This window comes from Streptomyces sp. Y309, assembly GCF_056712025.1.
In genome coordinates, this window is record NZ_CM160048.1 from 3,414,321 (window position 1) to 3,437,059 (window position 22,739).

At 71.1% G+C, this 22,739-nt stretch carries 21 protein-coding genes and 1 pseudogene; 12 read left to right on the forward strand and 10 right to left on the reverse strand.

The window, feature by feature from the left end; all coding sequences use genetic code 11:
- Positions 1-89: 89 nt before the first annotated feature.
- Positions 90-1,073: a LysR family transcriptional regulator gene (locus AC0KTA_RS13085; protein WP_481055291.1), complete on the reverse strand. Its 984-nt coding sequence runs from the start codon at positions 1,071-1,073 to the stop codon at positions 90-92.
- 713 nt (positions 1,074-1,786) lie between these two features.
- On the opposite strand from AC0KTA_RS13085, the gene AC0KTA_RS13090 reads away from it, so the two are divergent.
- Positions 1,787-3,334: an amino acid adenylation domain-containing protein gene (locus AC0KTA_RS13090; protein ID WP_481055292.1), complete on the forward strand. Its 1,548-nt coding sequence runs from the start codon at positions 1,787-1,789 to the stop codon at positions 3,332-3,334.
- Position 3,335: 1 nt separating this feature from the next.
- Here the strand turns inward: AC0KTA_RS13090 and AC0KTA_RS13095 are convergent, their stop codons facing one another.
- Positions 3,336-4,316 carry an ArsR/SmtB family transcription factor gene (locus tag AC0KTA_RS13095; RefSeq protein WP_481055293.1) on the reverse strand — a complete coding sequence of 327 codons (981 nt, stop codon included), beginning with the start codon at positions 4,314-4,316 and terminating at the stop codon, positions 3,336-3,338.
- A gap of 259 nt (positions 4,317-4,575) precedes the next feature.
- Positions 4,576-5,091 carry a flavin reductase family protein gene (locus AC0KTA_RS13100; protein ID WP_481055294.1) on the reverse strand — a complete coding sequence of 172 codons (516 nt, stop codon included), beginning with the start codon at positions 5,089-5,091 and terminating at the stop codon, positions 4,576-4,578.
- A 534-nt stretch (positions 5,092-5,625) separates the two neighbouring features.
- On the opposite strand from AC0KTA_RS13100, the gene AC0KTA_RS13105 reads away from it, so the two are divergent.
- The 4 genes from AC0KTA_RS13105 (at position 5,626) to AC0KTA_RS13120 (ending at position 8,811) form a co-directional block, all read left to right on the forward strand.
- The gene (locus tag AC0KTA_RS13105) at positions 5,626-6,348 is read left to right on the forward strand and encodes an AfsR/SARP family transcriptional regulator (RefSeq protein ID WP_481055295.1); all 723 of its coding nucleotides are present in this window, start codon (positions 5,626-5,628) and stop codon (positions 6,346-6,348) included.
- 350 nt (positions 6,349-6,698) lie between these two features.
- A complete protein-coding gene (locus AC0KTA_RS13110) occupies positions 6,699-7,640 on the forward strand; it encodes a TauD/TfdA family dioxygenase (protein ID WP_481056409.1) in 942 nt (313 codons plus the stop codon).
- A 140-nt stretch (positions 7,641-7,780) separates the two neighbouring features.
- Positions 7,781-8,272 (forward strand): hypothetical protein, encoded by a 492-nt coding sequence (locus AC0KTA_RS13115; RefSeq protein ID WP_481055296.1) that lies wholly within the window; start codon positions 7,781-7,783, stop codon positions 8,270-8,272.
- Positions 8,273-8,463: 191 nt separating this feature from the next.
- Positions 8,464-8,811, forward strand: coding sequence for a DoxX family protein (locus AC0KTA_RS13120; RefSeq protein ID WP_481055297.1), 348 nt, complete (start codon positions 8,464-8,466; stop codon positions 8,809-8,811).
- 66 nt (positions 8,812-8,877) lie between these two features.
- Here the strand turns inward: AC0KTA_RS13120 and AC0KTA_RS13125 are convergent.
- Both AC0KTA_RS13125 and ychF read right to left on the reverse strand, forming a co-directional pair.
- Positions 8,878-9,352: pseudogene (locus AC0KTA_RS13125) on the reverse strand (MerR family transcriptional regulator).
- Between the two features lie 248 nt (positions 9,353-9,600).
- Positions 9,601-10,689: a redox-regulated ATPase YchF gene (ychF, locus tag AC0KTA_RS13130; protein WP_481055298.1), complete on the reverse strand. Its 1,089-nt coding sequence runs from the start codon at positions 10,687-10,689 to the stop codon at positions 9,601-9,603.
- Positions 10,690-10,933: 244 nt separating this feature from the next.
- Here ychF and AC0KTA_RS13135 point away from each other — a divergent pair, with 244 nt between their 5' ends.
- Positions 10,934-11,593 (forward strand): DUF6542 domain-containing protein, encoded by a 660-nt coding sequence (locus AC0KTA_RS13135; protein WP_481055299.1) that lies wholly within the window; start codon positions 10,934-10,936, stop codon positions 11,591-11,593.
- Positions 11,594-11,621: 28 nt separating this feature from the next.
- On the opposite strand, the gene ppgK is transcribed toward AC0KTA_RS13135, so the two are convergent.
- Positions 11,622-12,374 carry a polyphosphate--glucose phosphotransferase gene (gene ppgK / locus AC0KTA_RS13140; RefSeq protein WP_481055300.1) on the reverse strand — a complete coding sequence of 251 codons (753 nt, stop codon included), beginning with the start codon at positions 12,372-12,374 and terminating at the stop codon, positions 11,622-11,624.
- A gap of 30 nt (positions 12,375-12,404) precedes the next feature.
- The gene (locus tag AC0KTA_RS13145; protein ID WP_481055301.1) at positions 12,405-13,391 is read right to left on the reverse strand and encodes a 4-hydroxy-3-methylbut-2-enyl diphosphate reductase; all 987 of its coding nucleotides are present in this window, start codon (positions 13,389-13,391) and stop codon (positions 12,405-12,407) included.
- Positions 13,392-13,487: 96 nt separating this feature from the next.
- On the opposite strand from AC0KTA_RS13145, the gene AC0KTA_RS13150 reads away from it, so the two are divergent.
- The 4 genes from AC0KTA_RS13150 to AC0KTA_RS13165 all read left to right on the forward strand — a co-directional run bounded on the left by AC0KTA_RS13150 (position 13,488) and on the right by AC0KTA_RS13165 (position 17,553).
- The gene (locus AC0KTA_RS13150) at positions 13,488-14,912 is read left to right on the forward strand and encodes an APC family permease (protein ID WP_481055302.1); all 1,425 of its coding nucleotides are present in this window, start codon (positions 13,488-13,490) and stop codon (positions 14,910-14,912) included.
- 333 nt (positions 14,913-15,245) lie between these two features.
- The gene (gene xseA, locus AC0KTA_RS13155) at positions 15,246-16,460 is read left to right on the forward strand and encodes an exodeoxyribonuclease VII large subunit (protein ID WP_481055303.1); all 1,215 of its coding nucleotides are present in this window, start codon (positions 15,246-15,248) and stop codon (positions 16,458-16,460) included.
- 9 nt (positions 16,461-16,469) lie between these two features.
- Positions 16,470-16,730, forward strand: a complete 261-nt coding sequence (locus tag AC0KTA_RS13160) for an exodeoxyribonuclease VII small subunit (RefSeq protein WP_481055304.1) — start codon at positions 16,470-16,472, stop codon at positions 16,728-16,730.
- A gap of 232 nt (positions 16,731-16,962) precedes the next feature.
- Positions 16,963-17,553, forward strand: a complete 591-nt coding sequence (locus AC0KTA_RS13165) for a malonic semialdehyde reductase (protein WP_481055305.1) — start codon at positions 16,963-16,965, stop codon at positions 17,551-17,553.
- An 89-nt stretch (positions 17,554-17,642) separates the two neighbouring features.
- On the opposite strand, the gene AC0KTA_RS13170 is transcribed toward AC0KTA_RS13165, so the two are convergent.
- Positions 17,643-18,185 carry a DUF4245 domain-containing protein gene (locus AC0KTA_RS13170; RefSeq protein ID WP_481055306.1) on the reverse strand — a complete coding sequence of 181 codons (543 nt, stop codon included), beginning with the start codon at positions 18,183-18,185 and terminating at the stop codon, positions 17,643-17,645.
- A 166-nt stretch (positions 18,186-18,351) separates the two neighbouring features.
- Here AC0KTA_RS13170 and glpX point away from each other — a divergent pair, with 166 nt between their 5' ends.
- A complete protein-coding gene (gene glpX, locus AC0KTA_RS13175) occupies positions 18,352-19,386 on the forward strand; it encodes a class II fructose-bisphosphatase (protein ID WP_481055307.1) in 1,035 nt (344 codons plus the stop codon).
- 124 nt (positions 19,387-19,510) lie between these two features.
- Here the strand turns inward: glpX and AC0KTA_RS13180 are convergent, their stop codons facing one another.
- Complete coding sequence (locus AC0KTA_RS13180; RefSeq protein WP_481055308.1) at positions 19,511-19,924, reverse strand: WhiB family transcriptional regulator; 414 nt, start codon at positions 19,922-19,924, stop codon at positions 19,511-19,513.
- Positions 19,925-20,104: 180 nt separating this feature from the next.
- A complete protein-coding gene (locus AC0KTA_RS13185; RefSeq protein WP_481055309.1) occupies positions 20,105-20,773 on the reverse strand; it encodes a DUF1707 SHOCT-like domain-containing protein in 669 nt (222 codons plus the stop codon).
- A 189-nt stretch (positions 20,774-20,962) separates the two neighbouring features.
- Between AC0KTA_RS13185 and AC0KTA_RS13190 the strand changes: the two genes are divergently transcribed.
- Entirely contained in the window at positions 20,963-22,630 is a 1,668-nt protein-coding gene (locus AC0KTA_RS13190; protein ID WP_481055310.1) for a fumarate hydratase, read from the forward strand.
- The last annotated feature ends 109 nt before the right edge of the window (positions 22,631-22,739 follow it).

Consider the following 22,739-nt stretch of genomic DNA (forward strand, 5'->3'; position numbering starts at 1 on the left):
CCGTGCGGCGGACCCCGGACATCCCGGGGGCCGCGGCACCGCCTCGCGGCGGCAGGCAATCCCCCGCCCTGCCGCCGCGAGGCCCTTGTTCAACAAGCGCGTGGGCTTTCCAGTAACGCCATGCGTGAGGGGACTTCCGGCGATCCGTCGGTCAAGTCGCCCAGCCACGAGCGGTAGCTCGGAAAGGAGCGTGCGTATTGGTGGTAGTAACGGCGGATCATCTCCACCAGGCGGCGTGCGATGCCGCTGCTCATGGCGTCCTTGTGCCACACCAGCGTCAGTTCCGTGTACTGGGTGTCGGCCAGGGGCACGACGCGCACGTCGGACGTGGCGCCGGTGAGCGGGGTGAGGGCGGCTGCGCCCATCTGCCGCACCCAGCTCATGGCCTCGTGATATCCCCCTGCGTAATGGCAGACGCGGCGATCGCGCTGGCCCAGGCCGTTGAGCAGGTAGCGCTCCACGGGAGAGAACCAGTGGCTCCGGGCATAGCCGATCCAGGACAGGCCGTCCAACTGCGCTGCCTCCAGGACACTGTGGTCGGCCAGCGGGTGCCGTGCGGGCAGCGCCACCCAGACCGGATCGCGAACGATCGTGGCCTGGGAGAGATCGCCGTCGGAGAGCTCGACCGGGACGACCGAGCCCATGCACGACACCAACGCGGCGTCGAGTGTGCGGCGTTGCACCGTGGCGACGGCGTCCATCGAGAGAATGGTCTCCGTGCGCACGTCGACTTTGGGAAACAGTGCACGCAGTGCCCCGCGCAGGGTCGGCGGCGTCCATTCCTCGGTGCCGAACCGCAGGGTGCCGGACGTGTCCACGGCCGCCTCGGCGATGATGGCATCGGCCTGTTCCGCCAGCACCGCGAGCATGGGAATGACACGTTCGCCGAGCGGTGTGGGAGTCACGCCGCTCGGCGAACGGATGAACAGGCTCCCGCCCACAGCTTTTTCGATTCTGCGCAACTGGGCCGACAGGCTCGGTTGCGGAATCCCGACCTCCATCGCCGCTTTCGACAGACTCCCTGTCGTGTGTATGCTTTCGACAATCCGGGCATGCCGAACCTCTATCTCCACGTCCCCGTACCTTCCTCATGGTGGCCGTCATGCTGATGCAGACAAGCGACGCGCTGACCAGCGCCTCCCGGCGCGGGCAGCGGCGGCATCCACCGGATCGGGGGAGAGCGGGACCTGTTCGGCGACCATGACGGAAGGGCGCGGCTCACCGTCACTGCACCCCCCGTGCAATACGCCGTACGCTCCTCAAGAGACCCGCTTCATACTAATACCGATGCTTCTCTTTTCAAGAGCCGTCGTGATCGCAAAGAAGCGGCCAAGTGCGGCCCGTCCCGGCAAGGTTGCTGGTCAGCGCAGCGGCCACCGCGTCCACCAAAACAACTAAAACGGAGGCGGCCGCCCGGATCGGTGGCCCGCGAGGAAACTCAGCCGGTGCCGTCCGCCGGGGGGGGCGTCACACGGCGCGGCATGCGCGGCCGCCCTGACGACTACTGACGGGGCGTCACCTCCGGTGGTACTGCCCTGCGTCGCCCGGCACCCCATCCCGCCGGGACTTTCATCGACGGCTGAAAGTTCTGTCCCGGCAGGCTCCGCGCGCCTACGCTCGACTTGCGAATCCACGTGGATCCATGCGTATTTCGCGGAATGGGAATTCATGGATCGATAGCCGCGTGGCCGCACAATTCGGATGTACGGCCGCACGGTACGGAATTCCGTAAGTTCACTGCCTATGACCCGTGGAACTTTCCGGTTCCACACCGCGGAGTGTTTTCATGCCCGTTGAACACACGATGATGGAGCTGTTCCGGCAGCAGGCGGCCCGGTGGCCGGACCGCCCCGCGCTGGTCGGTGACGGAGGGCGTCTGACGTATGCGGAGCTGGACCGCGCGACCTTGCGCATCGCGCAGGTGCTCGCCGCCCATGGAGCGACGACGGACGAGCCGGTGGCGGTGGTGGCCGCACGCGGAACCGGGCAGCTGGTCGCGCTGCTGGGCGTGCTGCGCTCCGGCGCACCGTATGTCTGCCTGGACGTGGGGCAGCCCGACAGCAGGCTGACGGCGCAGTTGGTGGATTCCGGTGCCCGCATCCTGCTCACCGACCAGGCGCAGCCGGGATTCACGGGGACGACGATCCAACTCGACGAGCTGCCGCCGGCACCGGCCGGCGACCTGCGGCCCGCCGGGCCGGCGGATCTCGCCTGTCTCGTGTACACATCGGGGTCGACGGGTGCCCCCAAGGGCGTGGCGGTGACCCACGGCGGCCTCACCAACTATGCGCTCCACATGGTGTCGCTGCTGGACTGCGCGGACCAGCCACGGACGTTCGCCAGCGTGACGAGCCTGGCCACCGATCTCGGGAACACCGCGGTGTTCCCGGCGCTGGTCTCCGGCGGCTGCGTCCATCTCGTCCCGGCCGCGGTGGTTCTCGACCCGGTGAGCTTCGCGCACTACTGCCGGACCGAGGCCCTGGACTACCTGAAGATCACGCCGTCGCACCTCACGGCGCTGCTGAGCTTCGGGGATGCCGGTGTGCTGCCGCGCGAGGCGCTGTTGCTCGGCGGGGAGGCACTGCCCTGGGAACTCGTCGACACGGTCCGCTCCCGGGGCCGGTGCCGCGTCATCAATCACTACGGGCCGAGCGAGACCACGATCGGTTCGCTCACCTACGAGGTGGGGGCGGCCGAGGCGGCGGGGCGTCAAGGAGCGACGGTGCCCATCGGCCACCCCATCCGCGCCACGCAGATCCGGGTGGTCGATGACCGGCTCGAGCCGGTCCCGGACGGCGCGCCGGGCGAGCTGCTGATCTCGGGCGCCGGGCTGGCACGGGGGTACTGGCGCTCGCCGGAGCAGAGCGGGGAACGCTTCGCCGTCCTGGCGGACGGCACGCGGGCCTACCGGACGGGCGATCGGGTGCGCCGCTGCGGTGACGGAGCGATGGAATTCCTGGGGCGGCTCGACCAGCAGCTCAAGATCCGCGGTCACCGCGTGGAGCCGGCCGAGGTCGAGGCGGCGCTGTGCCTGCATCCGGCGGTGGCCCAGGCCGCGGTCGCGCCGGTCCGCGACGGCATGGGACAGCAGGTCCTGGCCGCTTTCGTGGTGCCGGCGAACGCGGTCGTGCCGGACGTTCGGGACCTGCGCGGGCATCTCGGTGGGCTGCTGCCGCCGCACATGGTGCCGGTGAGTGTGGAGCTGGTCTCCGCGCTGCCCTTCACGCTGAGCGGCAAACTCGACCGCGGCGCCCTGGCGCGCCGCGCCCACGGCGCGGGGGCGACGGCCGGCGGCTCCGGCGGCCGGCGCAGCGTGCCGGGGGCCGGCCGGTGATTCAGCTGAGGACGGGCCCGGGGCGGCGTGCCGGGCCAGGGGTGTGCGGCCCGGCCGCGCCCGCGGCTTCGGGCCGCAGGGTGCCACGTGCGGGGGCGGCGCCGAGCGGGGCCGGCGGGAGGGCCCTTGGGTGCGGGTGCGGGCCGAAGCCGTGTCCGTCGAGCAGGGCGATGCCCAGAGGTGTCGCTGTGTGCAGCACCTTGTTGCGGAAGCGGCGCGTGGTGATCAGCCCGGCCTCGCGCAGCACCGAGGCGTGCTGGCTCGCCCCGGCCGCGGAGATGCCGAGCCGGGTGGCGAGCTGACTGGTGGAGCAGCCCACCCGCAGGACCCGCAGTGCCGCGGCGCGGGTGCGTCCCACCAGTGCGTTCAGCGAGGAGCGTTGCTCTCGCGGCGGTGCCCCCCAGATCCTCTCGGCACTGCGGGCATCCAGCGGTACGGCGAAGACGAGGAGCACATGGTCGTCGTGCGGGCGCGGACCGACGATCATCCCGGGCCGGTGACTGAGGAACACGGACGGGCAGAGCACCAGGCCGCGCCCGCCCAGGCGGATGTCCTTGTCCGGGCCGCCGGGCAGGGTCAGTACGGCGTTGCGCCAGCCGATCCTCGGATGCAGCGTCGCCAGCAGCTGTTGCACGCCGCCCGACATCGCGATGCGCCCGCGGGCGTCGCACTCCGCTTCCAGGTGGCCCACCAGCCGGTCCCAGCAAGGCTCGACGGCCCGACGCCACACCTGCGGCAGCAGGCCGTCGCCGGACAGGCCCGTCCCGGCAGGGATCTGCGGGTCCTCGGGCGGAAGGGCGGCGGGCGCCGTGGCCGCCTGCGCCGGAAGGACGGCGGCGGCGTACTGCCGCCACGCGGCGGGGCAGGAGCCGCTGCCCGTGGCGAGTTGGCGCTGGGCGAGCGCGGTTTCGACGGCCGGCCCGGCCGTGGCTCTGAGGCTGACCCGAAGCAGGTCCTTGCTGCCGAAGTGGATCCTCTGCACGAACCTGCCTCTCGACGGCGCGTGGAAGGGGCGGTGTGTCCACCGGCCGACCCGCGGTGGCTGCTGCCAGGGGGCTGCCTGTCTGTCACACGCCGTCGCAGTCGTCGAGAGGCCGGGGCGGGGGCATCGCTCCGGGCCACAAGGCGGTGTCAGTACAGGTCGGCCCTCTGCGAGGACTCTCTCAAGGCCGCCTGACACCACGCTGATTGAGCACTGATGGGCCGGCGCCGAAGCGGCCTTGTCGGCGCGGCCGGCCGGATCAGGTGGCTGCCCAGGGGCGGAACTCGCGCAGGCCGTACAGCAGGGGCGAGTGCTGCTGGTGACGGGTGATCAGCCGGGTACGGCCGAAGACCGCGACGTGGTCGCCCACCCGCTGTGTGACCGTCACCGTGCAGTCCGCGATCGAGTGCGCGTCCCGTATCAGGTGGGGGCCGCCCGCCGTGGGGCCGGAGTGCCACGGTGTCACGTCGAACCGCCGGGGATCGCCGGAGGCGAACAGGACCGCGACGGACTCGGCGCGGGAGTGCAGCAGGTTGAGCGCGAAGCGCCCGCCGGCGAGGACCGCCTCCAGTGTCGGGCTTCCGTGCCGCAGACAGGCGACGAGCGTCGGGGGTGCCAGCGAGACGCTGCACACCGAGGAGCAGGTCATGCCGCGCGGCAGGCCGTCCTGACCGATGGCGGTCACCACCGAGACGCCGGAGGGGAATCCGCTCATCATGTCGCGGAACTCGTCGGGTTCGACCTCTTCGGCCGACAGGGTTTCGTGATCGGTCATGTCTTCGGTTTCCGCCTCGGGAGTCGGACAGAATACGCGGGTACGGGGGCAGGGGTCGGTCTCTGGATCTTCGGAAGGGGGCGTGCGGCCGGGCCTGGTCCAGGTTTTGCGTCATGTCACATCGGGTGGACTCGTTATCCGAAAGTGGACCCTAGGCGAGCGGATCGCGCCAGGCCACGACTTTCAGTTGTCGATGAAAGGCCGCGGTGCGCCGCCTTGGCCGGCGTTCGGCCGGGAAGGTTGACTGGGTCATCAGATATGGCCGGGGAACGCCCGGTTCCGTCTCGCGGACGGCGGACCCCGCCCGGAAGATGATCACGCGTGCCCCGGCGTCCGCGGCTGTGGTGCTGGTCAGGCGGCCTGCGCCTGCCCCCATACCAAATGATCGGCCGTGCGTGGTGCAGATGGTATGCCCATGATCGCCCCATCGGCAGGCAGAATTCATTCGATCACTCGATCGAATCGGGAGGGGAAATCGTGCAGTTCAGGGTGCTGGGGCCGCTGGAGATAGTGTCCGCCGAGAAGAAGCGTGCGATGACTTCCAGGCGGGCCGGAGGTGTGCTTGCGCTCCTGGCGTTGTCCCCGGGCAGGGCCATTCCGTTCGACCAGTTCATCGACGAACTCTGGGCGGGCCAGAGCATGGCCAATGCGCGAAATGCCTTACACGCCCACATCGTTCGCATCCGGCGGGCGATATCGGAAGTCAGCCCCGACGGCGGCAAGAGGCTGTGCACCACCCGCAACGGCTATCTCCTGGACGTACCCGCCGACTCCGTGGACGTGGTCCGCTTCACCTCGCTGGCCGACGCCGGCCACGAACTGGGCATGAGCGACCCTGTCGCCGCCTGCCGGCTGCTGACCGAGGCACTGAGCCTGTGGCGCGGGCCGGCGCTGATGGAGGCACGGGACGGAGCACGCTGCCGGATCAGTGCCGCGGACCTCGAGGAGCGAAGACTCACCGTCTATGAGGACCTGACGGAGTTCCAGCTCTCCGCAGGCCTCGGGCGCGTCTCCATCCCCGAGCTGCGGCAGCTGGCGGAACAGCACATCGAACGCGAGCGCCTCACCGAGCTGTTCATGCTCGCGCTGTACCGCGAAGGCCGGCAGTCGGAGGCGCTGGCCGCCTTCCAGACGGCCCGGCGGCGGCTCACCGACGGTCTGGGGGTGGAGCCCGGCCGCTCCATGTGCCGACTGCACCAGGCGATCCTCCAGCAGGCCGAGGTACTGGGCGAGCCGCGCGGAGTCACCCGTGTCTGAAGCGTGCGGCCGCGCCCGTACGGCGAGGCGCAGGCGCACGCGGCGAGCAGGGAGCAGGACACCGACGTCGCACAACGGCAGCCCCCGGGCGGCCTCTTCCCTGCCCTCGCTCGCCGTACCGAGCCGCTCCGAGCGCCGCGGCACACCTGGTGAAGGCCTCGGACACGGTGCGCGTGCGGCGTCGCGGCCTGGCGCCGCCCCGGCATGCCGCGCCGCCGTCCTGGCCCGGACCGGGCCGGCCCGGCGCCGGCGGCCTCGCGCCGCACACCCGTGCGGGCGACCACTTCTCCCCCGTCGAGCAAGCGGCCGCACCGGCCGCCGACCGCACCAAGGACCTGGAGGCAGACCCCATGACGAACCCCGACACCAGCTGGACACCACTGGACCTCAAGGCCGAGGGCGCCGGAGACGAGGACGAACTCGTCGCCCGCCTCAAAGAGATGGGCGGCGACGAGCTGACCCGGCTGCTCACCCAGGAGAAAGGCCTGGTCTTCCGCGGCTTCGGCGTCACCCCGGAGCGCCTTGACGAGATCCTTGACCTGCTGCTGCCCAACCGCCTCGCCTACGTGCACGGCAACTCCCCCCGCACCAAGGTCGGCAGCAACGTCTACACCTCCACGGAGTACCCGCAGGAGTTCACCATCTCGATGCACAACGAGATGAGCTACGCCCACGCCTGGCCGGCCCGCCTCGCCTTCTACTGCCAGATCCAGCCCGGCAGCGGCGGCGCCACCCCCGTCGTCGACGCCGCGCTGTGGCTGAACTCCCTGGACGACGAGGTCCGCGAGGCCTTCGCGAACGGTGTGCGCTACCTGCAGAACCTGCACGACGGCTACGGCCTCGGCAAGAGCTGGCAGGACACTTTCGAGACCACCGACCGTGAGGACGTCGAGGCCTTCCTCGAACCGACCGGCGCGCAGTGGGAGTGGAAGGCCGACGGCGGCATCCGCATCACCTCGCTCCGCCCCGCCACCACCCGGCACCCGGTCACCGGCACGGAGGTCTGGTTCAACCAGGCCGATCAGTGGCACCCGGCCGGCCTCGGCGATGACGCCGCCGCCGCCCTCGCCCAGCTCCTGCCCGAGAACGAACTGCCGCAGAACGTGACCCTCGCCGACGGCAGCCCCATACCCGCCGCGTACGTCGCGCAGATCCGCGACCGCGGCCTGGAGCACGCCGTCAATGTCGACTGGCACACCGGCGACCTCCTCCTGATCGACAATGTGCTGCTCGCACACGGCCGCCGCCCGTTCACCGGCGACCGCCGTGTCCTTGTCGCGATGTCGGACTGACCCGTCCCGCGCCGGGTCGCCGAACGGACGGCGGCTGCCGGGCGGTTACGGCGACGGCACGCACTGATCCCTCTCGGCGGCCCGGTGGCGCAAGGGTGGTGGTGATCGCAACCGAACGCACCCTGCCACCGGAGCGCACCGTGACCGTAACGACCTTGTTCAGGAAGACCGTTCGCTTCGCGGAGCAGGGCGGGCTCGCGCGCGGGGCCGGGCACCCCATGGAGCGGGTGTGTTATGCGGTGCTCGCGGTGGGCGGGGTGGTTCTGGTCGCGGTCCTCGGCGTGTTCGTGGCGCAGGCGCTGCGCGGCAATCCGCAGTCGGCGCCGAGCATGCGGCTGGCGCAGTGGGCGGGCTGGACGCCGATGCTCGTGGTGCTGGTGACGGGCGCGGCGATGATCGCCCGGGGTGTCGCCGAGGCCAACACGGGGGGACAGCAGGAGGCGTACGCGATCGGCGGCTTCCTGAAGCTCGTGCACGGGGTGAGCATGCACGGCGTGCTGGTGCTGCCGGCGCTGGCATGGCTCCTGGGGCGCACACGGCTGACCGAGGATCAGCGCGTGCGGTGGGTCGCTGCCGCCGCGTGGGTGTACGCGGCGGCCATCGCTGCCGCTGTGGCCGTCTCGCTGCTGTGAGGTGACGGGGCGCATGGCCAGGCGGGCAGGCCCCAGGAGCACGCCGACGCACCGGGCCGCGGGGGTGCCGCGGCGTTGGCCTGTCACATTCTCCGGCGCCGGCGCGTCAGACCCATGACGACGACCCCAGCGAGGCTGAAGGGCCGCCGCCGCAAGCACCCGATCCGCTCCCCTGTCCCCGAGGAGTCCCCATGTCCACCACCGCCGTCGTCGTCACCGTGCTCACCGCCGCCTGGGTCGCCTTCTCCGGCTTCTCCCTGCTGCGCAAGGCCGCGTTCGTCACCGAGCCGCTGACCCAGTACGGCATCCCGCAGTCGTGGTGGACCCTGCTCGGCCTGGCCAAGACCGCCGGCGCCCTCGGCCTGCTCGTCGGCCTCGCGGTGCCCGCGATCGGCGTGGCCGCCGGGACCGGCCTGGTGCTGTACTTCGGCGGCGCGGTCATCACGGTGCTGCGGGCCCGCTCGTACAAGACCGTCGCCTTCCCCGTGCTCTACCTGGCACCGGTCATCGCCACCCTCGCGCTCGGCCACGCCGCCTGACAGCAGCCCCCCTCCCCCACGGCCGGCAGGGCCGCCGCACCCCCGTGGCGGCGGCCCGCTCCCGGCTCAGCGCAGCCGGGTTGCGGCGTACGCCTCGATGGCGGCCCGCTGGTACGCGGCCAGGCCCGGCGCGATCGACTCGTACACCGCGCGCCAGTCCTCGTTGTCCACGCAGCAGTGCCCGATCGCGCGGTACTCCTCGGCGGTGGCCGCCCGGCTCTGGGCCGGCGTCCGGTACTGGGTGTCGATCTCGGCCTGCACCGCGTCGGCGACCACGGGCAGGCCGGCGGCCATCAGCTCGGCCAGCCGGATCATCTGCGCCGTCCTTCCTGGACTGCTCCAGTTCGGCGATCGTGCGGGCGACGGTGCCGGCGAGAGCATCGAGCCGGTCGCGCTCGGCGAGCAGCCGACGGTGGTGGCCCCGCAGGGCCTCAACCTCGTCGACCCAGGCCGGCGCCAGCAGGCCGACCTCGTCGTAGTGCCGCAAGGTCCGGGCCGTCACACCCGACATCCGGGCGACCTCCGCGATCGGCCAGGCCATCGCCGCCTCCCCCACACACGCTCCACCGGGCCGAATCTCCGGCCCTGCCCAGGGACGGTAGAGGCTTCCGCTGCGGCAAGGGCCGATCGACTGGGTCACTGCCTCCGACGCACGGCACGAGCGCCCCCAGCGCACGCGCGTTCAGTCGGCATCCAGCACGGTAAAAATCAAGGGGCCTGACCCCGAGGAGTCAGACCCCATATGACCTGCATGTTTGCCAGATCAGCGAAGTGGTGTTGAGTCACCGGCTAGATATTGAAGCGGAACTCCACCACGTCCCCGTCCTGCATCACATAGTCCTTGCCCTCCATGCGGGCCTTGCCGGCCGCGCGGGCGTCGGCCACCGAGCCGGTTTCGACCAGGTCGTGGAAGGAGATGACCTCGGCCTTGATGAAGCCCTTCTGGAAGTCGGTGTGGATGACACCGGCCGCCTCGGGGGCCGTCGCGCCCTTCTTGATGGTCCAGGCGCGGGATTCCTTGGGGCCGGCCGTGAGGTAGGTCTGCAGGCCGAGGGTGCGGAAGCCGACGTGGGCGAGGGTGGCGAGGCCGGGCTCCTCCTGGCCGACGGACTGGAGGAGTTCGAGGGCCTCCTCGTCGTCGAGCTCGGCGAGGTCCGCCTCCAGCTTGGCGTTGAGGAAGATCGCCTCGGCGGGGGCGACCAGGGCGCGCTGCTCGGCCTTGAAGTCGTCGTCGGTCAGCTCGTCCTCGTCGACGTTGAAGACGTAGAGGAAGGGCTTGGTGGTGAGGAGGTGCAGGTCGTGGAGCAGTTCCTCGTTGCCCGAGCCCTGGGCGATGCCCGCCGAGAAGAGGGTGTCGCCCTTCTCCAGGATCTCCTTGGCCGCCTCGACCGCCGCGACCTTCGGGACGATGTCCTTCTTGATGCGGGATTCCTTCTGGAGCCGCGGCAGGACCTTCTCGATGGTCTGCAGGTCGGCGAGGATCAGCTCGGTGTTGATCGTCTCGATGTCGTTCTTGGGCGAGACCTTGCCGTCGACGTGTACGACGTTCTCGTCCTTGAAGGCCCGGATGACCTGGCAGATCGCGTCGGACTCGCGGATGTTCGCGAGGAACTTGTTGCCCAGGCCCTCGCCCTCGCTGGCGCCGCGCACGATGCCCGCGATGTCGACGAAGTCGACGGTGGCGGGGAGGATCTTCTGCGAGCCGAAGATCCCGGCGAGCTTGGTGAGGCGGGGGTCCGGGACGCCGACCACGCCCACGTTCGGCTCGATCGTCGCGAACGGGTAGTTGGCCGCAAGGACGTCGTTCTTGGTCAGGGCGTTGAACAGGGTCGACTTGCCGACGTTGGGCAGACCGACGATTCCGATCGTGAGCGACACGTTGCGACTTCCCGTACGTGAGGACTGGCGTGAGGGCTGGCTGGGCGCGGCCCGGGGAGGCGGCGGCGCCGCGGCGCCGCCCTCGTCGTCCGGGGCGATCCCCCAGTCTACGGCGTGCCGCGCACCGCCCCGGCGCCCCGTCGGCCCCCTCCCATACCGCCGCCCTGTCGAACGCTCGGCCAAGCTCGGCCAAAGCGCGTGTCCCAAACCGGATTAACCGCCCGGTCGGACCTAGGTTGGTCCGGTGGAGCAACACAGGACTCGTCCGCCGGGCGCCAGGCCGCGCCGCACCGCGCCGCTGCCCGAACAAGGCAGCCCCGCGGAGCCCCCCGTCCCCCGTACCCCGCCGCACCCCCGCAGGCCCGCGTCGCCGCTCGCCCGCGCCCTGCGCAGAACCCCGCTGTACCGCAAGGTCAGCCGGATGCCCCTGTACCGCGCGCTGCGCCGCATGCCGAATCCGCGCCTGACCGGGCTCGGCAGCGGGCTCTTCGCCGCGGCCGTGATGTTTCTCTTCGCGTGCCTGCTGCGGCTGCTCTTCGACGGCGGCGGCTCGATCGTCGCGTACGGCGTGCTGTTCCTGCCGGTGAGCGCGCTCACGGCGCTGTGGGTGCGGCCCGCCGACCTGGTGAGCGCGCCCGTCTCCGTGCCGATCGCGTTCGCGGCCGGGGTGCTGCCGATCACCGAGGGCACCGGCGGCTTCGGCGGGCAGTTCATGGGGCTGCTCACGGCGCTGGCGCTGCACGCGGGCTGGCTGTACGGCGGGACGCTGGTCGCCGGGGTCATCGTGACCGTACGCAAGGTCAGGCTCATGGCGCGTCGGCGGCAGCAGCGGCAGCAACAGCAGCGGCGCGGACAGGTGCGGCCGCCGGGGCATCCGCCGCAGCGGCGCGTGCCCGCGTCCTAGGCCCTCCAGGCTCGGGGGCCTACACGGCCTATACCCCCCGCGTCGCCGCCCCGGCGGCCATCGCCGCGCCCACGATGCCCGCGTTGTTCTGCAGCTCGGCCGGGACGATCTCGGCCTTGATGCCCTTGATCAGGGGCAGGAACTTGTGGGCCTTGCGGCTCACGCCGCCGCCGATGACGAACAGCTCGGGTGAGAACAGCATCTCCACGTGGGCCAGATACTTCTGGACGCGGTGCGCCCAGTGCTCCCAGGTCAGGTCCTCGTCCTCGCGGGCCTTGGAGGAGGCGCGCTTCTCCGCGTCGTGGCCGCCCAGCTCCAGGTGGCCGAGCTCGGTGTTCGGCACGAGGTGGCCGCCGGTGAAGAGCGCGCTGCCGATGCCCGTGCCGAGGGTCAGCATGATGACCGTGCCCGTGCGGCCGCGGCCCGCGCCGAAGTGCATCTCGGCCACGCCCGCCGCGTCCGCGTCGTTCAGGACGGTCACCGGGGCGCCCCCGAGGCGCTCGGAGACCAGACGCCGGATGTCCGCGCCGAGCCAGCTCTTGTCGACGTTCGCCGCCGAGCGCGCGACGCCGTCCGTGATCACGCCCGGGAACGTCGCGCCGACCGGGCCCGTCCAGCCGAAGTGCTCGACGACCTCGCGCACGCACTCGACGATGCCGTCGGGCGTGGCCGGGTGCGGCGTGAGCACTTTGTGCCGCTCTTGCGCCAGGTCTCCGCGCTCCAGGTCAACGGGTGCCCCCTTGATCCCGGATCCGCCGATGTCCACACCGAAGATCTGCATGGACCCAACGTTACGACGCCGGACTGACAGTCACTTCCCGGTCGACAGCTCCGCGGCCTCCGCGCGCAGATCGCGGCGCAGCTCCTTGGGCAGCGAGAACGTGATCGACTCGTCGGCCGTCTTCACCGTCTCCACGTCCGCGTACCCACGCTCGGCGAGCCACTCGATGACGCCGTCCACCAGGACGTCCGGGACGGACGCGCCCGAGGTCAGGCCGACGGTGGTGACGCCCTCCAGCCAGGCCTCGTCGATCTCGTCGGCGTTGTCCACCAGATGCGAGGCGGGGACGCCCGCCTCCAGGGCGACCTCGACCATGCGGATCGAGTTCGAGGAGTTCTTGGAGCCGACGACGATGACCAGCTCGGCGTCCTCCGCGAGCTTCTTCACCGCGACCTGGCGGTTCTGCGTGGCGTAGCAGATGTCGTCGCTGGGCGGCGAGATCAGGCCCGGGAACTTCGTCTTCAGGGCGTCGACGGTCTCCATGGTCTCGTCCACGGAGAGGGTGGTCTGGGACAGCCAGACGACCTTGTCCGGGTCGCGCACCTCGACGTTCGCGACGTCCTCGGGGCCGTCGACGAGCGTGATGTGGTCGGGGGCCTCACCGGACGTGCCGATGACCTCCTCGTGCCCCTCGTGCCCGATCAGGAGGATGTCGAAGTCCTCCTTGGCGAACCGCACCGCTTCCTTGTGGACCTTGGTGACCAGCGGGCACGTCGCGTCGATCGTCGCGAGCTTGCGCTCGGCGGCCTCCTCGTGGACGGTCGGCGCGACGCCGTGCGCGGAGAACATCACGATGGAGCCCTCCGGCACCTCCTCCACCTGGTCGACGAAGATGGCGCCCTTTTTCTCCAGGGTCTGCACGACGTACTTGTTGTGGACGATCTCGTGGCGGACATAGATCGGGGCCCCGTACTGCTCCAGGGCCTTCTCGACGGCGATCACGGCACGGTCCACGCCCGCGCAGTAGCCACGGGGAGCGGCGAGCAGGACACGGCGGGAGCCAGGCGTTGCAGTCATAGGGACCATCGTAAGGCCGCGTACGACAGGTCAAAGATCGCCTCAATGGGGAGACTGGGAGCCAGTTTGTGACCAGCGGAGGCACCCGGAGGCCCGATGTCCGCCCACACGCCGAACGCGCCCCTGCCGCCCGAGGGTGAGGGGCCCCCGCCAGAGGCGGAGGCGCCCCCGCCCGCGGCCGGGGGTGAGGGGCTGCGGCGGAGTCTCGGCTTCCGGGACCTCGTCGTCTACGGACTGCTGTTCATCGCCCCGATGGCCCCGGTCGGCGTCTTCGGGACGCTCGACGCGAAGTCGCACGGAGCGGTGGCGCTGGTCTACGTCATCGCGACGATCGCCATGGCGTTCACCGCCTTCAGCTACGCGCAGATGGTGAAGGTGGTCCCCCAGGCGGGCTCGGTGTTCGCCTACGCGCGCGTGGGGCTCGGAAACGGGCCCGGTTTCATCGCGGGCTGGATGGCGATGCTGGACTATCTGCTGATCCCGGCCGTCGCGTATCTCTTCTCCGGGATCGCCATGAACGAGCTGGTGCCGTCGGTGTCCCGGTGGGTGTGGACGGCGATCGCGGTGGCCCTGACGACGGCGCTGAACCTGTGGGGGGTGCGGCCCGCGGCGCGGGTCGGCTTCGCGGTGCTCGCGCTGGAGATCGTGGTCCTTCTGGTGTTCGTGGTGGCGGCCGTCGTGGTGCTCGCGCGGGACGGCGCGGAGCGGGGGTGGCTGTCGCCGCTCACGGGGGACGGCACGCAGGGGGCGTTCGCGCTGTCGGCGGTGGTCGGCGCGGTGTCGGTGGCGGTCCTGTCGTACCTCGGCTTCGACGCGATCGCGTCGTTCGCGGAGGAGGTCACGGGCGGCTCCGCGAAGGTGGCGCGGGCGGTCCTGTTCTGCCTGGCCCTCACCGGTGTGCTGTTCGTGGTGCAGACGTATCTGGTGGCGCTGATGACGCCGACGTCGTCGGCCCACCTCGCCGACAACCCCGGCGACCAGGGGTCCGCGTTCTACGTGGCCGTGGACTCGGCGGTCGGGGACTGGCTGCACGACCTGGTGGCCGTCAGCAAGGCGATCGGGGCGGCGTTCGCGGCGCTCGCGGGGCAGGCCGCGGCGGGGCGGCTGCTCTTCGCGATGGGGCGTGAACGGCGGTTGCCGCGCATGCTGTCGAAGACGGAGTCCGGCACGCCCCGGATCGCGCTGCTGTGCGCTGCCGTCGTCACGCTGGTCGCGGCCGTGTGGGCGGCGCGGCGGGACGACGGCATGGACCATCTGGTGTCGGTGGTCGACATCGGGGCGCTGACGGCCTTCTTCCTGCTGCACGCGAGTGTGGTGGGCTGGTTCGCGGTACGTCGCCGGGGTGGCGAGGTGAGTTGGTGGCGGCACATTCTCGTGCCCGTGCTCGGGGCCGCGATCGTGGTCGCCGTCATTGCCGAGGCTTCCGGCTCCGCGCAGGTGGTGGGGGCGATCTGGCTGGGGGTGGGTTTTGTGGTGCTGGTTGCTCAGGGGGTGCGGCGGGGGGAGGCGCACGTGCCGTAGGACGACGGTTGCCGGGAGCCGGGGCCGGGGTTACGGAGAGTGCGTTGCCCGGCGCCGCGGGGGGCCGCCCTGTGCCCACCCGTGCCGCCCACTGGGCGGCCCAGCTGCCCACAGGGCGGGCGGGGTAGGAAGCGCGGGACTAGCTGCCCACAGGGCGGGGGCGGGGTGGGAAGCCGCGGGACAGGCTGTCCACAGGGCGGGCGGGGTAGGAAGCCGCGGGACTAGCTGTCCACAGGGCGGGCGGGGTGCGAAGCTGCGGGACCAGCTGCCCACAGGGCGGCACGGGTGCCCGCAGACGGAGGCGCTGTCAGTGGCGGGGGCTAGTCTCGCGGGATGGGTCTCAATACGTCCGCGGACGCCCCCCTGCCCGTCGGGGAGGTGTCCCGCCTCATCGGAGGCTGGATCGACCGGCTCGGCGCGGTGTGGGTCGAGGGTCAGATCACGCAGCTCTCCCGCCGCCCGGGCGCGGGCGTGGTGTTCATGACGCTGCGCGACCCGTCGCACGACATCTCCGTGAGCGTCACCTGCTACCGCCAGGTGTTCGACGCCGTCGCGGACGTCGTCTCGGAGGGCGCCCGCGTGGTCGTGCACGCGAAGCCGGAGTGGTATGCCCCGCGGGGCCAGCTCTCCCTGCGCGCCGCGCAGATAAAGCCGGTCGGCGTCGGTGAACTGCTCGCCCGCCTGGAGCAGTTGAAGAAGTCCCTCACCGCGGAGGGCCTGTTCGCGCCGGAGCGCAAGCGGCCGCTGCCGTTCCTGCCGCAGCTCATCGGCCTGGTCTGCGGCCGCGCCTCGGCCGCCGAGCGGGACGTCCTGGAGAACGCCCGGCACCGCTGGCCGGCTGTCCGCTTCGAGGTGCGCAACGTGGCGGTGCAGGGCGTGCACGCCGTCCCCCAGGTGGTGCAGGCGGTGAAGGAGCTCGACGCCCTCGCCGAGGTCGACGTGATCGTCGTCGCGCGCGGCGGCGGCAGCGTGGAGGACCTGCTGCCGTTCTCCGACGAGCAGTTGGTGCGGGCCGTGGCCTCGTGCCGTACGCCCGTGGTGTCCGCGATCGGCCACGAGCCGGACAACCCCCTCCTCGACCACGTCGCCGACCTGCGCGCGTCGACGCCCACGGACGCCGCGAAGAAGGTCGTGCCGGACGTCGGCGAGGAGTACGAACGCGTGGCGTTCCTGCGGGACCGCGCACGCCGCAGCGTCGAGGCCTTCCTCGACCGCGAGGAGCGCGGCCTCGCGCACGCCCTGGCCCGCCCCGCCATGGAGCGCCCGCACCGCATGGTCGAGGAGCGCGAGGAGCAGATCACGGCGTACGTGGACCGCGCACGCCGCACCCTCGGCCACCTCCTGGACCGCGCCGAGTCGGAGCTGACCCACACGCACGCGCGCGTGGTGGCCCTCTCCCCCGCCGCCACGCTCCAGCGGGGGTACGCGGTGCTGCAGAAGAAGCAGGACGGCGGCGCGGTGGTCCGGGCGGCGGACGAGGTGACGCCCGGCGAGGAACTGCGGGCCCGGGTCGCCGAGGGCGAATTCACCGTACGAGTCGACATCTAGGGTGGGCGCATGACCAGCAGGACGGACACGGAAACGGAAGCGGCGGCGCTCGGCTACGAGCAGGCCCGGGACGAGCTCATCGAGGTGGTGCGCCGCCTGGAGGCCGGGGGGACGACCCTGGAGGAGTCCCTGGCGCTCTGGGAGCGCGGCGAGGAGCTGGCCGCCGCGTGCCGCCGCTGGCTCGACGGCGCCCGCGCCCGGCTGGACGCGGCCCTGGCGGACCCGGCCACCGAGGACGACTCGGACGCCGAAGACGCCGAGGACGCCTAGAGCACCCAGGACGCCTGGGGCGCCCAGGCCCCCTGGGCCACCCGGGCGCCCCCAAGACACCCGCCCGATCCACCCCCACCCCTGTGAAGCGGATCACCACACGCCCGTTTTAGTTGAACATTGAACCTCACTGTCGTACTGTCGATCTCACCGGCCGGCACCGGAGCACCGCCCAGGCGCTCCGCCACCACCGTCCGGAGCCCTCAGCCACGTATCGAGAAGGTTGCAAGAGATGTCTCTCGTTCTTGACCCCGCCGCCCAGGACCTGCTCTTCCGTGAGGCCCGCACCGCGAACACCTTCACCGACGAGCCCGTCACCGACGAGCAGGTGCAGGCCATCTACGACCTGGTCAAGTACGGCCCCACCGCCTTCAACCAGTCGCCGCTGCGCGTGACGCTGGTCCGCTCCCCCGAGGCCCGTGAGCGCCTGGTCGCGCACATGGCCGAGGGCAACCGCCCGAAGACCTCGACGGCGCCGCTCGTCGCGATCCTGTCGGCGGACAACGAGTTCCACGAGGAGCTGCCGCAGCTCTTCCCGCACTTCCCGCAGGCCAAGGACGCCTTCTTCGCCGAGCGCCCGGCCCGCGAGCGGGCCGCCGGCCTGAACGCCGCGCTGCAGGCCGCCTACTTCATCGTCGGCATCCGCGCCGCGGGCCTCGCCGCGGGCCCGATGACCGGGTTCGACCCCGCGGGCGTGCAGAAGGAGTTCCTGGACGACGACCACACCCCGCTGATGGTCGTCAACATCGGCAAGCCGGGCGAGGACGCCTGGTTCCCGCGCTCCCCGCGCCTGGCGTACGACGACGTCATCACGACCGTCTGAGCCGCCGCGCCACGACGCACCACAAAGTGAGAGGCCCCCGGCAACCGCCGGGGGCCTCTCACGTCGTCCGAACGCCCGGATCTCCCGGTCTACGCGCCCGTCCGGATCGGCGTCCGCTTCATCTCCAGCGACTCCACCATCGCCGTGAGCTGCCCGAACCCGGCGGTCCCCGCGACCACCGTCGTGGCGCCCTTGTCGCGCAGGACGAGCGCGTCGTAGCGGGTGCCCTCGTAGCGCTGCCAGGTCCGCCCCGCGATCTTCTGCGTGCGGTCCGTCTTCCTGGCCCCCTGCGTGGCCGTGTCGATGAACTCGGCGGGCTTGGCGGTGGACTGCTTGATCGCGACGTACTCACCGGACGGGTCGAGGAAGCCCAGGTGCCAGCTGTCGTGGGCGGCGCCGTTGTACCGCACCGACGTCGGCTTCCACGACTTGGGCAGGCCCTGGGGCGCCGCCACCGGGTAGGCCGCGGCCCGCCGGGCCGTCAGGAGCTCGACGCGGTAGTCGACGCGCTTGACGGGGTCCTTGGACTCGTCGTGCGGGATGAAGACGTAGCTCACCGCCACGACGATGCCGATGACGGCCATCGAGAGCAGCATGTTCCGCACGGTCTGCTTGCCATTTCTGCCTGCCACGCCCCCAATCGTCGCAGGTCCCCACCGCGCCCCGGGCCGCACCCCCACCCGCGCTCACGTGTGGGGCCCTCTGCTCATTCTTTCGACCTGCGGATAGAGTCGAGCCATCACCCTCACCCGGCCGCCACGGCACCCGGCCGTCGTCGTATCAGAAAGGTGCGCCTCGATGACCGAGCATCACTCCCTGCCGTCCGAACTCGAGGTCTCCCCGGAGGCCCCCGACCGCAACCTCGCCCTGGAGCTCGTCCGGGTCACCGAAGCCGCCGCCATGGCCGCGGGCCGCTGGGTCGGCCGCGGCGACAAGATCGGCGCGGACGGTGCCGCCGTCAGGGCCATGCGGACCCTCGTCCACACCGTCTCGATGAACGGCATCGTCGTCATCGGCGAGGGCGAGAAGGACGAGGCGCCGATGCTCTTCAACGGCGAGCGCATCGGCGACGGCACCGGCGCGGAGGTCGACATCGCCGTCGACCCGATCGACGGCACCACCCTCACCGCCAAGGGCATGCCCAACGCGATCGCGGTGCTCGCCGCCGCCGACCGCGGCACCATGTTCGACCCGTCCGCCGTGTTCTACATGGACAAGCTGGTCACCGGCCCGGAGGCCGCCGACTACGTGGACATCAACGCGCCCGCCGCGGTGAACATCCGCCGGGTCGCCAAGGCCAAGAAGTCCGCGCCCGAGGACGTCACGGTGATGATCCTGGACCGCCCCCGGCACGAGGGCATCGTCAAGGAGATCCGCGAGACCGGCGCCCGCATCAAGTTCATCTCGGACGGCGACGTGGCCGGCTCGATCATGGCCGTGCGCGAGGGCACCGGTGTCGACCTGCTCATGGGCATCGGCGGCACCCCCGAGGGCATCATCAGCGCCTGCGCGATCAAGTGCCTGGGCGGCGTCATCCAGGGCAAGCTGTGGCCCAAGGACGACGAGGAGAAGCAGCGCGCGCTGGACGCCGGGCACGACCTGGACCGCACGCTCTCCACCCACGACCTGGTCAGCGGCGACAACGTGTTCTTCGTCGCGACCGGCATCACCGACGGCGAACTGCTCCAGGGCGTGCGCTACGGCGCCGAGTCCGCCTCGACCTCCTCGCTGGTGATGCGGTCCAAGTCCGGCACCATCCGGAAGATCGACTCCGACCACCGCCTGTCGAAGCTGCGCGCCTACAGCGCCATCGACTTCGACCGCGCGAAGTAGCGGGGGCGGAAGTAGCGGGGGCGTACGAAGCGGCGGGTGGCGTACGACGACGGGGGCGCTCCGTGCGGGGAGCGCCCCCGTCGTCGTACGGAAGAGTCCGCAGGCGTGCGGCCGTGACGGTCCGCTAGCCCGCGGCCGCGATCGTGCCGGCCGCCGCGCGGGTGGCCTTCTGCAGCTCCAGGTCGCGCCGGCGGCGCCGGGCGAGGACCACGCGGCGCTCGGCGGCGGTCAGGCCGCCCCAGACGCCGTACGGCTCCGGCTGGAGCAGGGCGTGCTCACGGCACTCGACCATCACGGGGCAGCGGGCGCAGACGCGCTTCGCGGCTTCCTCGCGGGAGAGGCGGGCGGCGGTGGGCTCCTTGGACGGGGCGAAGAACAATCCGGCCTCGTCCCGGCGGCACACGGCGTCCGAGTGCCATGGGTTGTCCTGGTCCCTCTCTCGCACTGGCACCCCGCCCCAAGCACTCTGCGCTCGAGCAGGGGAGGCCCCCTCAGCCGGGACGGCGACCTGCAGGGACTGATGCGTCGGTTGCAGCACGGTCTACTCCTGACGACGGCTTCGCGAGCGAGAGACGATGCACCAAGCTCTACCCGCTGTGTGCGGGCCTATGCACTGAGTTCCGGTGTACGGAAGCTCAGGTTCCTGCCGGATCGCGGGCTTGGCCGGATCGTTTCGTTGCCCCTCGCCACCGCCGCGCGCCGGTGCGCGACGGCGCGCTCAGCCCTGCAGCTTCTTGCGGAGATATCCGCGCAGGTCACGGATGAGCTTGCCGCGTTTGGCGCGGGCCTTGATGTCGCCGCAGACGGCGAGTCCCTCGACGTAGACCTCCGGGGCGTCCTTGTCCTGGGCGTCGAGCGTGTCCACTTCGCAGGAGCCCAAGACGCCCGTGCCGCGGCCGTGCAGCGAGACGTTCTCCGGGACGCGGATCTTCACGTCTCCGAAGATCGCGAAGCCCTTGATCACGACCTTCCGGTGCTCGAAGACGGCCTCGCTGAGGTCGAGTTCCACGTCACCGAAGACGGCGTACACATGCGTGCGACGGGCCACGCGCCAGCGGCCCTTGCGGACCGCGTCTCCGAAGACCGCGTACACCGTCTCGTCGGGGGCCTCGGGGACGTCGCCGGGCGCGGGGCGGACGGGGGCCTTCTCGAACGACGGGCCGCTGTCGTCGACGGCGGGCAAGTCCTCGACGAGCGGCTCCAGTTCGGCGACGGTCTTGGCGTTGTAGACCTCGTCGATGCGCTCGGCGTGTTCCTGCGGGTCGAGCCTGCCCGTGGCGAGCGCCTCGGACAGGATGTCGGCGGCGCGGTCTCGGTCGGCGTCCGAGGCACGGAGCCGGGCGGGCGCCTTGGCGGAAGGTGTCTGGGAACGCTTCTCTAGGTCCACGCGGGCAGCGTACCCAAACGCGATAGATCGCGACTACCCCTTGAAGGGGGCGGTCGCGACCGGTACGGAAGCGGGGCGCGGCCAACTGAGCCTTACCTCACAAGAAGGGCGGCCCGGGCGCGTTCTACGCTGGTCGGGCGCTGCCAATGGAGGCCGCGTCGCTGTCTGCCGAGTGAGGAATTGGGCGTCATGCCAGAGTTTGCGTACTCCGATCTGCTCCCGCTGGGAGAGGACACCACCCCGTACCGGCTGGTGACCTCGGAGGGTGTGTCCACCTTCGAGGCCGACGGGCGCACGTTCCTCAAGGTCGAGCCGGAGGCGCTGCGCAAGCTCGCCGCCGAGGCGATCCACGACATCCAGCACTATCTGCGCCCGGCCCACCTGGCCCAGCTCCGGCGCATCGTCGACGACCCGGAGGCGTCCGGCAACGACAAGTTCGTCGCCCTGGACCTGCTGAAGAACGCGAACATCGCGGCGGCCGGTGTGCTCCCCATGTGCCAGGACACCGGCACGGCCATCGTCATGGGCAAGCGCGGCCAGAACGTGCTCACGGCGGGCGGCGACGAGGAGGCCCTGTCGCACGGCATCTACGACGCGTACACGAAGCTGAACCTCCGCTACTCGCAGATGGCCCCGCTCACCATGTGGGAGGAGAAGAACACCGGCTCCAACCTCCCGGCCCAGATCGAGCTGTACGCGACCGACGGCGGCGCGTACAAGTTCCTGTTCATGGCCAAGGGCGGCGGCAGCGCCAACAAGTCGTTCCTCTACCAGGAGACCAAGGCGGTCCTCAACGAGGCCTCCATGATGAAGTTCCTGGAGCAGAAGATCCGCTCGCTCGGCACGGCGGCCTGCCCGCCCTACCACCTGGCGATCGTCGTCGGCGGCACGTCCGCCGAGTTCGCGCTGAAGACCGCCAAGTACGCCTCCGCGCACTACCTGGACGAGCTGCCCGCCGAGGGCTCCGCTACCGGGCACGGCTTCCGGGACAAGGATCTTGAGGAGAAGGTCTTCGAGCTGACGCAGAAGATCGGCATCGGCGCGCAGTTCGGCGGCAAGTACTTCTGCCACGACGTGCGCGTGGTGCGCCTGCCGCGGCACGGCGCCTCGCTGCCGGTCGCGATCGCGGTCTCCTGCTCGGCCGACCGCCAGGCCGTCGCGAAGATCACCGCGGAGGGCGTGTTCCTGGAGCAGCTGGAGACGGACCCGGCGCGGTTCCTGCCCGAGACGACCGACGAGCACCTCGGCGCGGACGAGGACGTCGTCAAGATCGACCTCAACCAGCCCATGGACGCCATCCTCGCCGAGCTCACCAAGCACCCGGTGAAGACCCGGCTCTCCCTCACCGGCCCGCTCGTCGTCGCCCGCGACATCGCGCACGCCAAGATCAAGGAGCGGCTCGACGCGGGCGAAGAGATGCCGCAATACCTGAAGGACCACCCCGTGTACTACGCGGGCCCGGCCAAGACCCCCGAGGGCTACGCCTCCGGTTCTTTCGGGCCGACCACGGCCGGGCGCATGGACTCCTACGTGGAGCAGTTCCAGGCGGCCGGCGGCTCCAAGGTGATGCTGGCCAAAGGGAACCGCTCCCAGCAGGTCACGGACGCGTGCGGGGCGCACGGCGGCTTCTACCTGGGCTCGATCGGCGGCCCGGCCGCGCGGCTCGCGCAGGACTGCATCAAGAAGGTCGAGGTCGTCGAGTACGAGGAGCTCGGCATGGAGGCCGTCTGGAAGATCGAGGTCGAGGACTTCCCGGCGTTCGTCGTCGTCGACGACAAGGGCAACGACTTCTTCCAGGCGCCCGCCGAGCCGCCGACCATCATGAACATTCCGGTGCGGGCGCCCGGCCAGGCGTAGCGGCCTTTTCGCGTCGTCCACGGCCGCCCGAGATTTTTACTGGCGGGTAGGGATCTTGGGAATACTCCGGGCAGGGCGAGGGCTCACCTCTGAGAGGCAGTCATGGGCC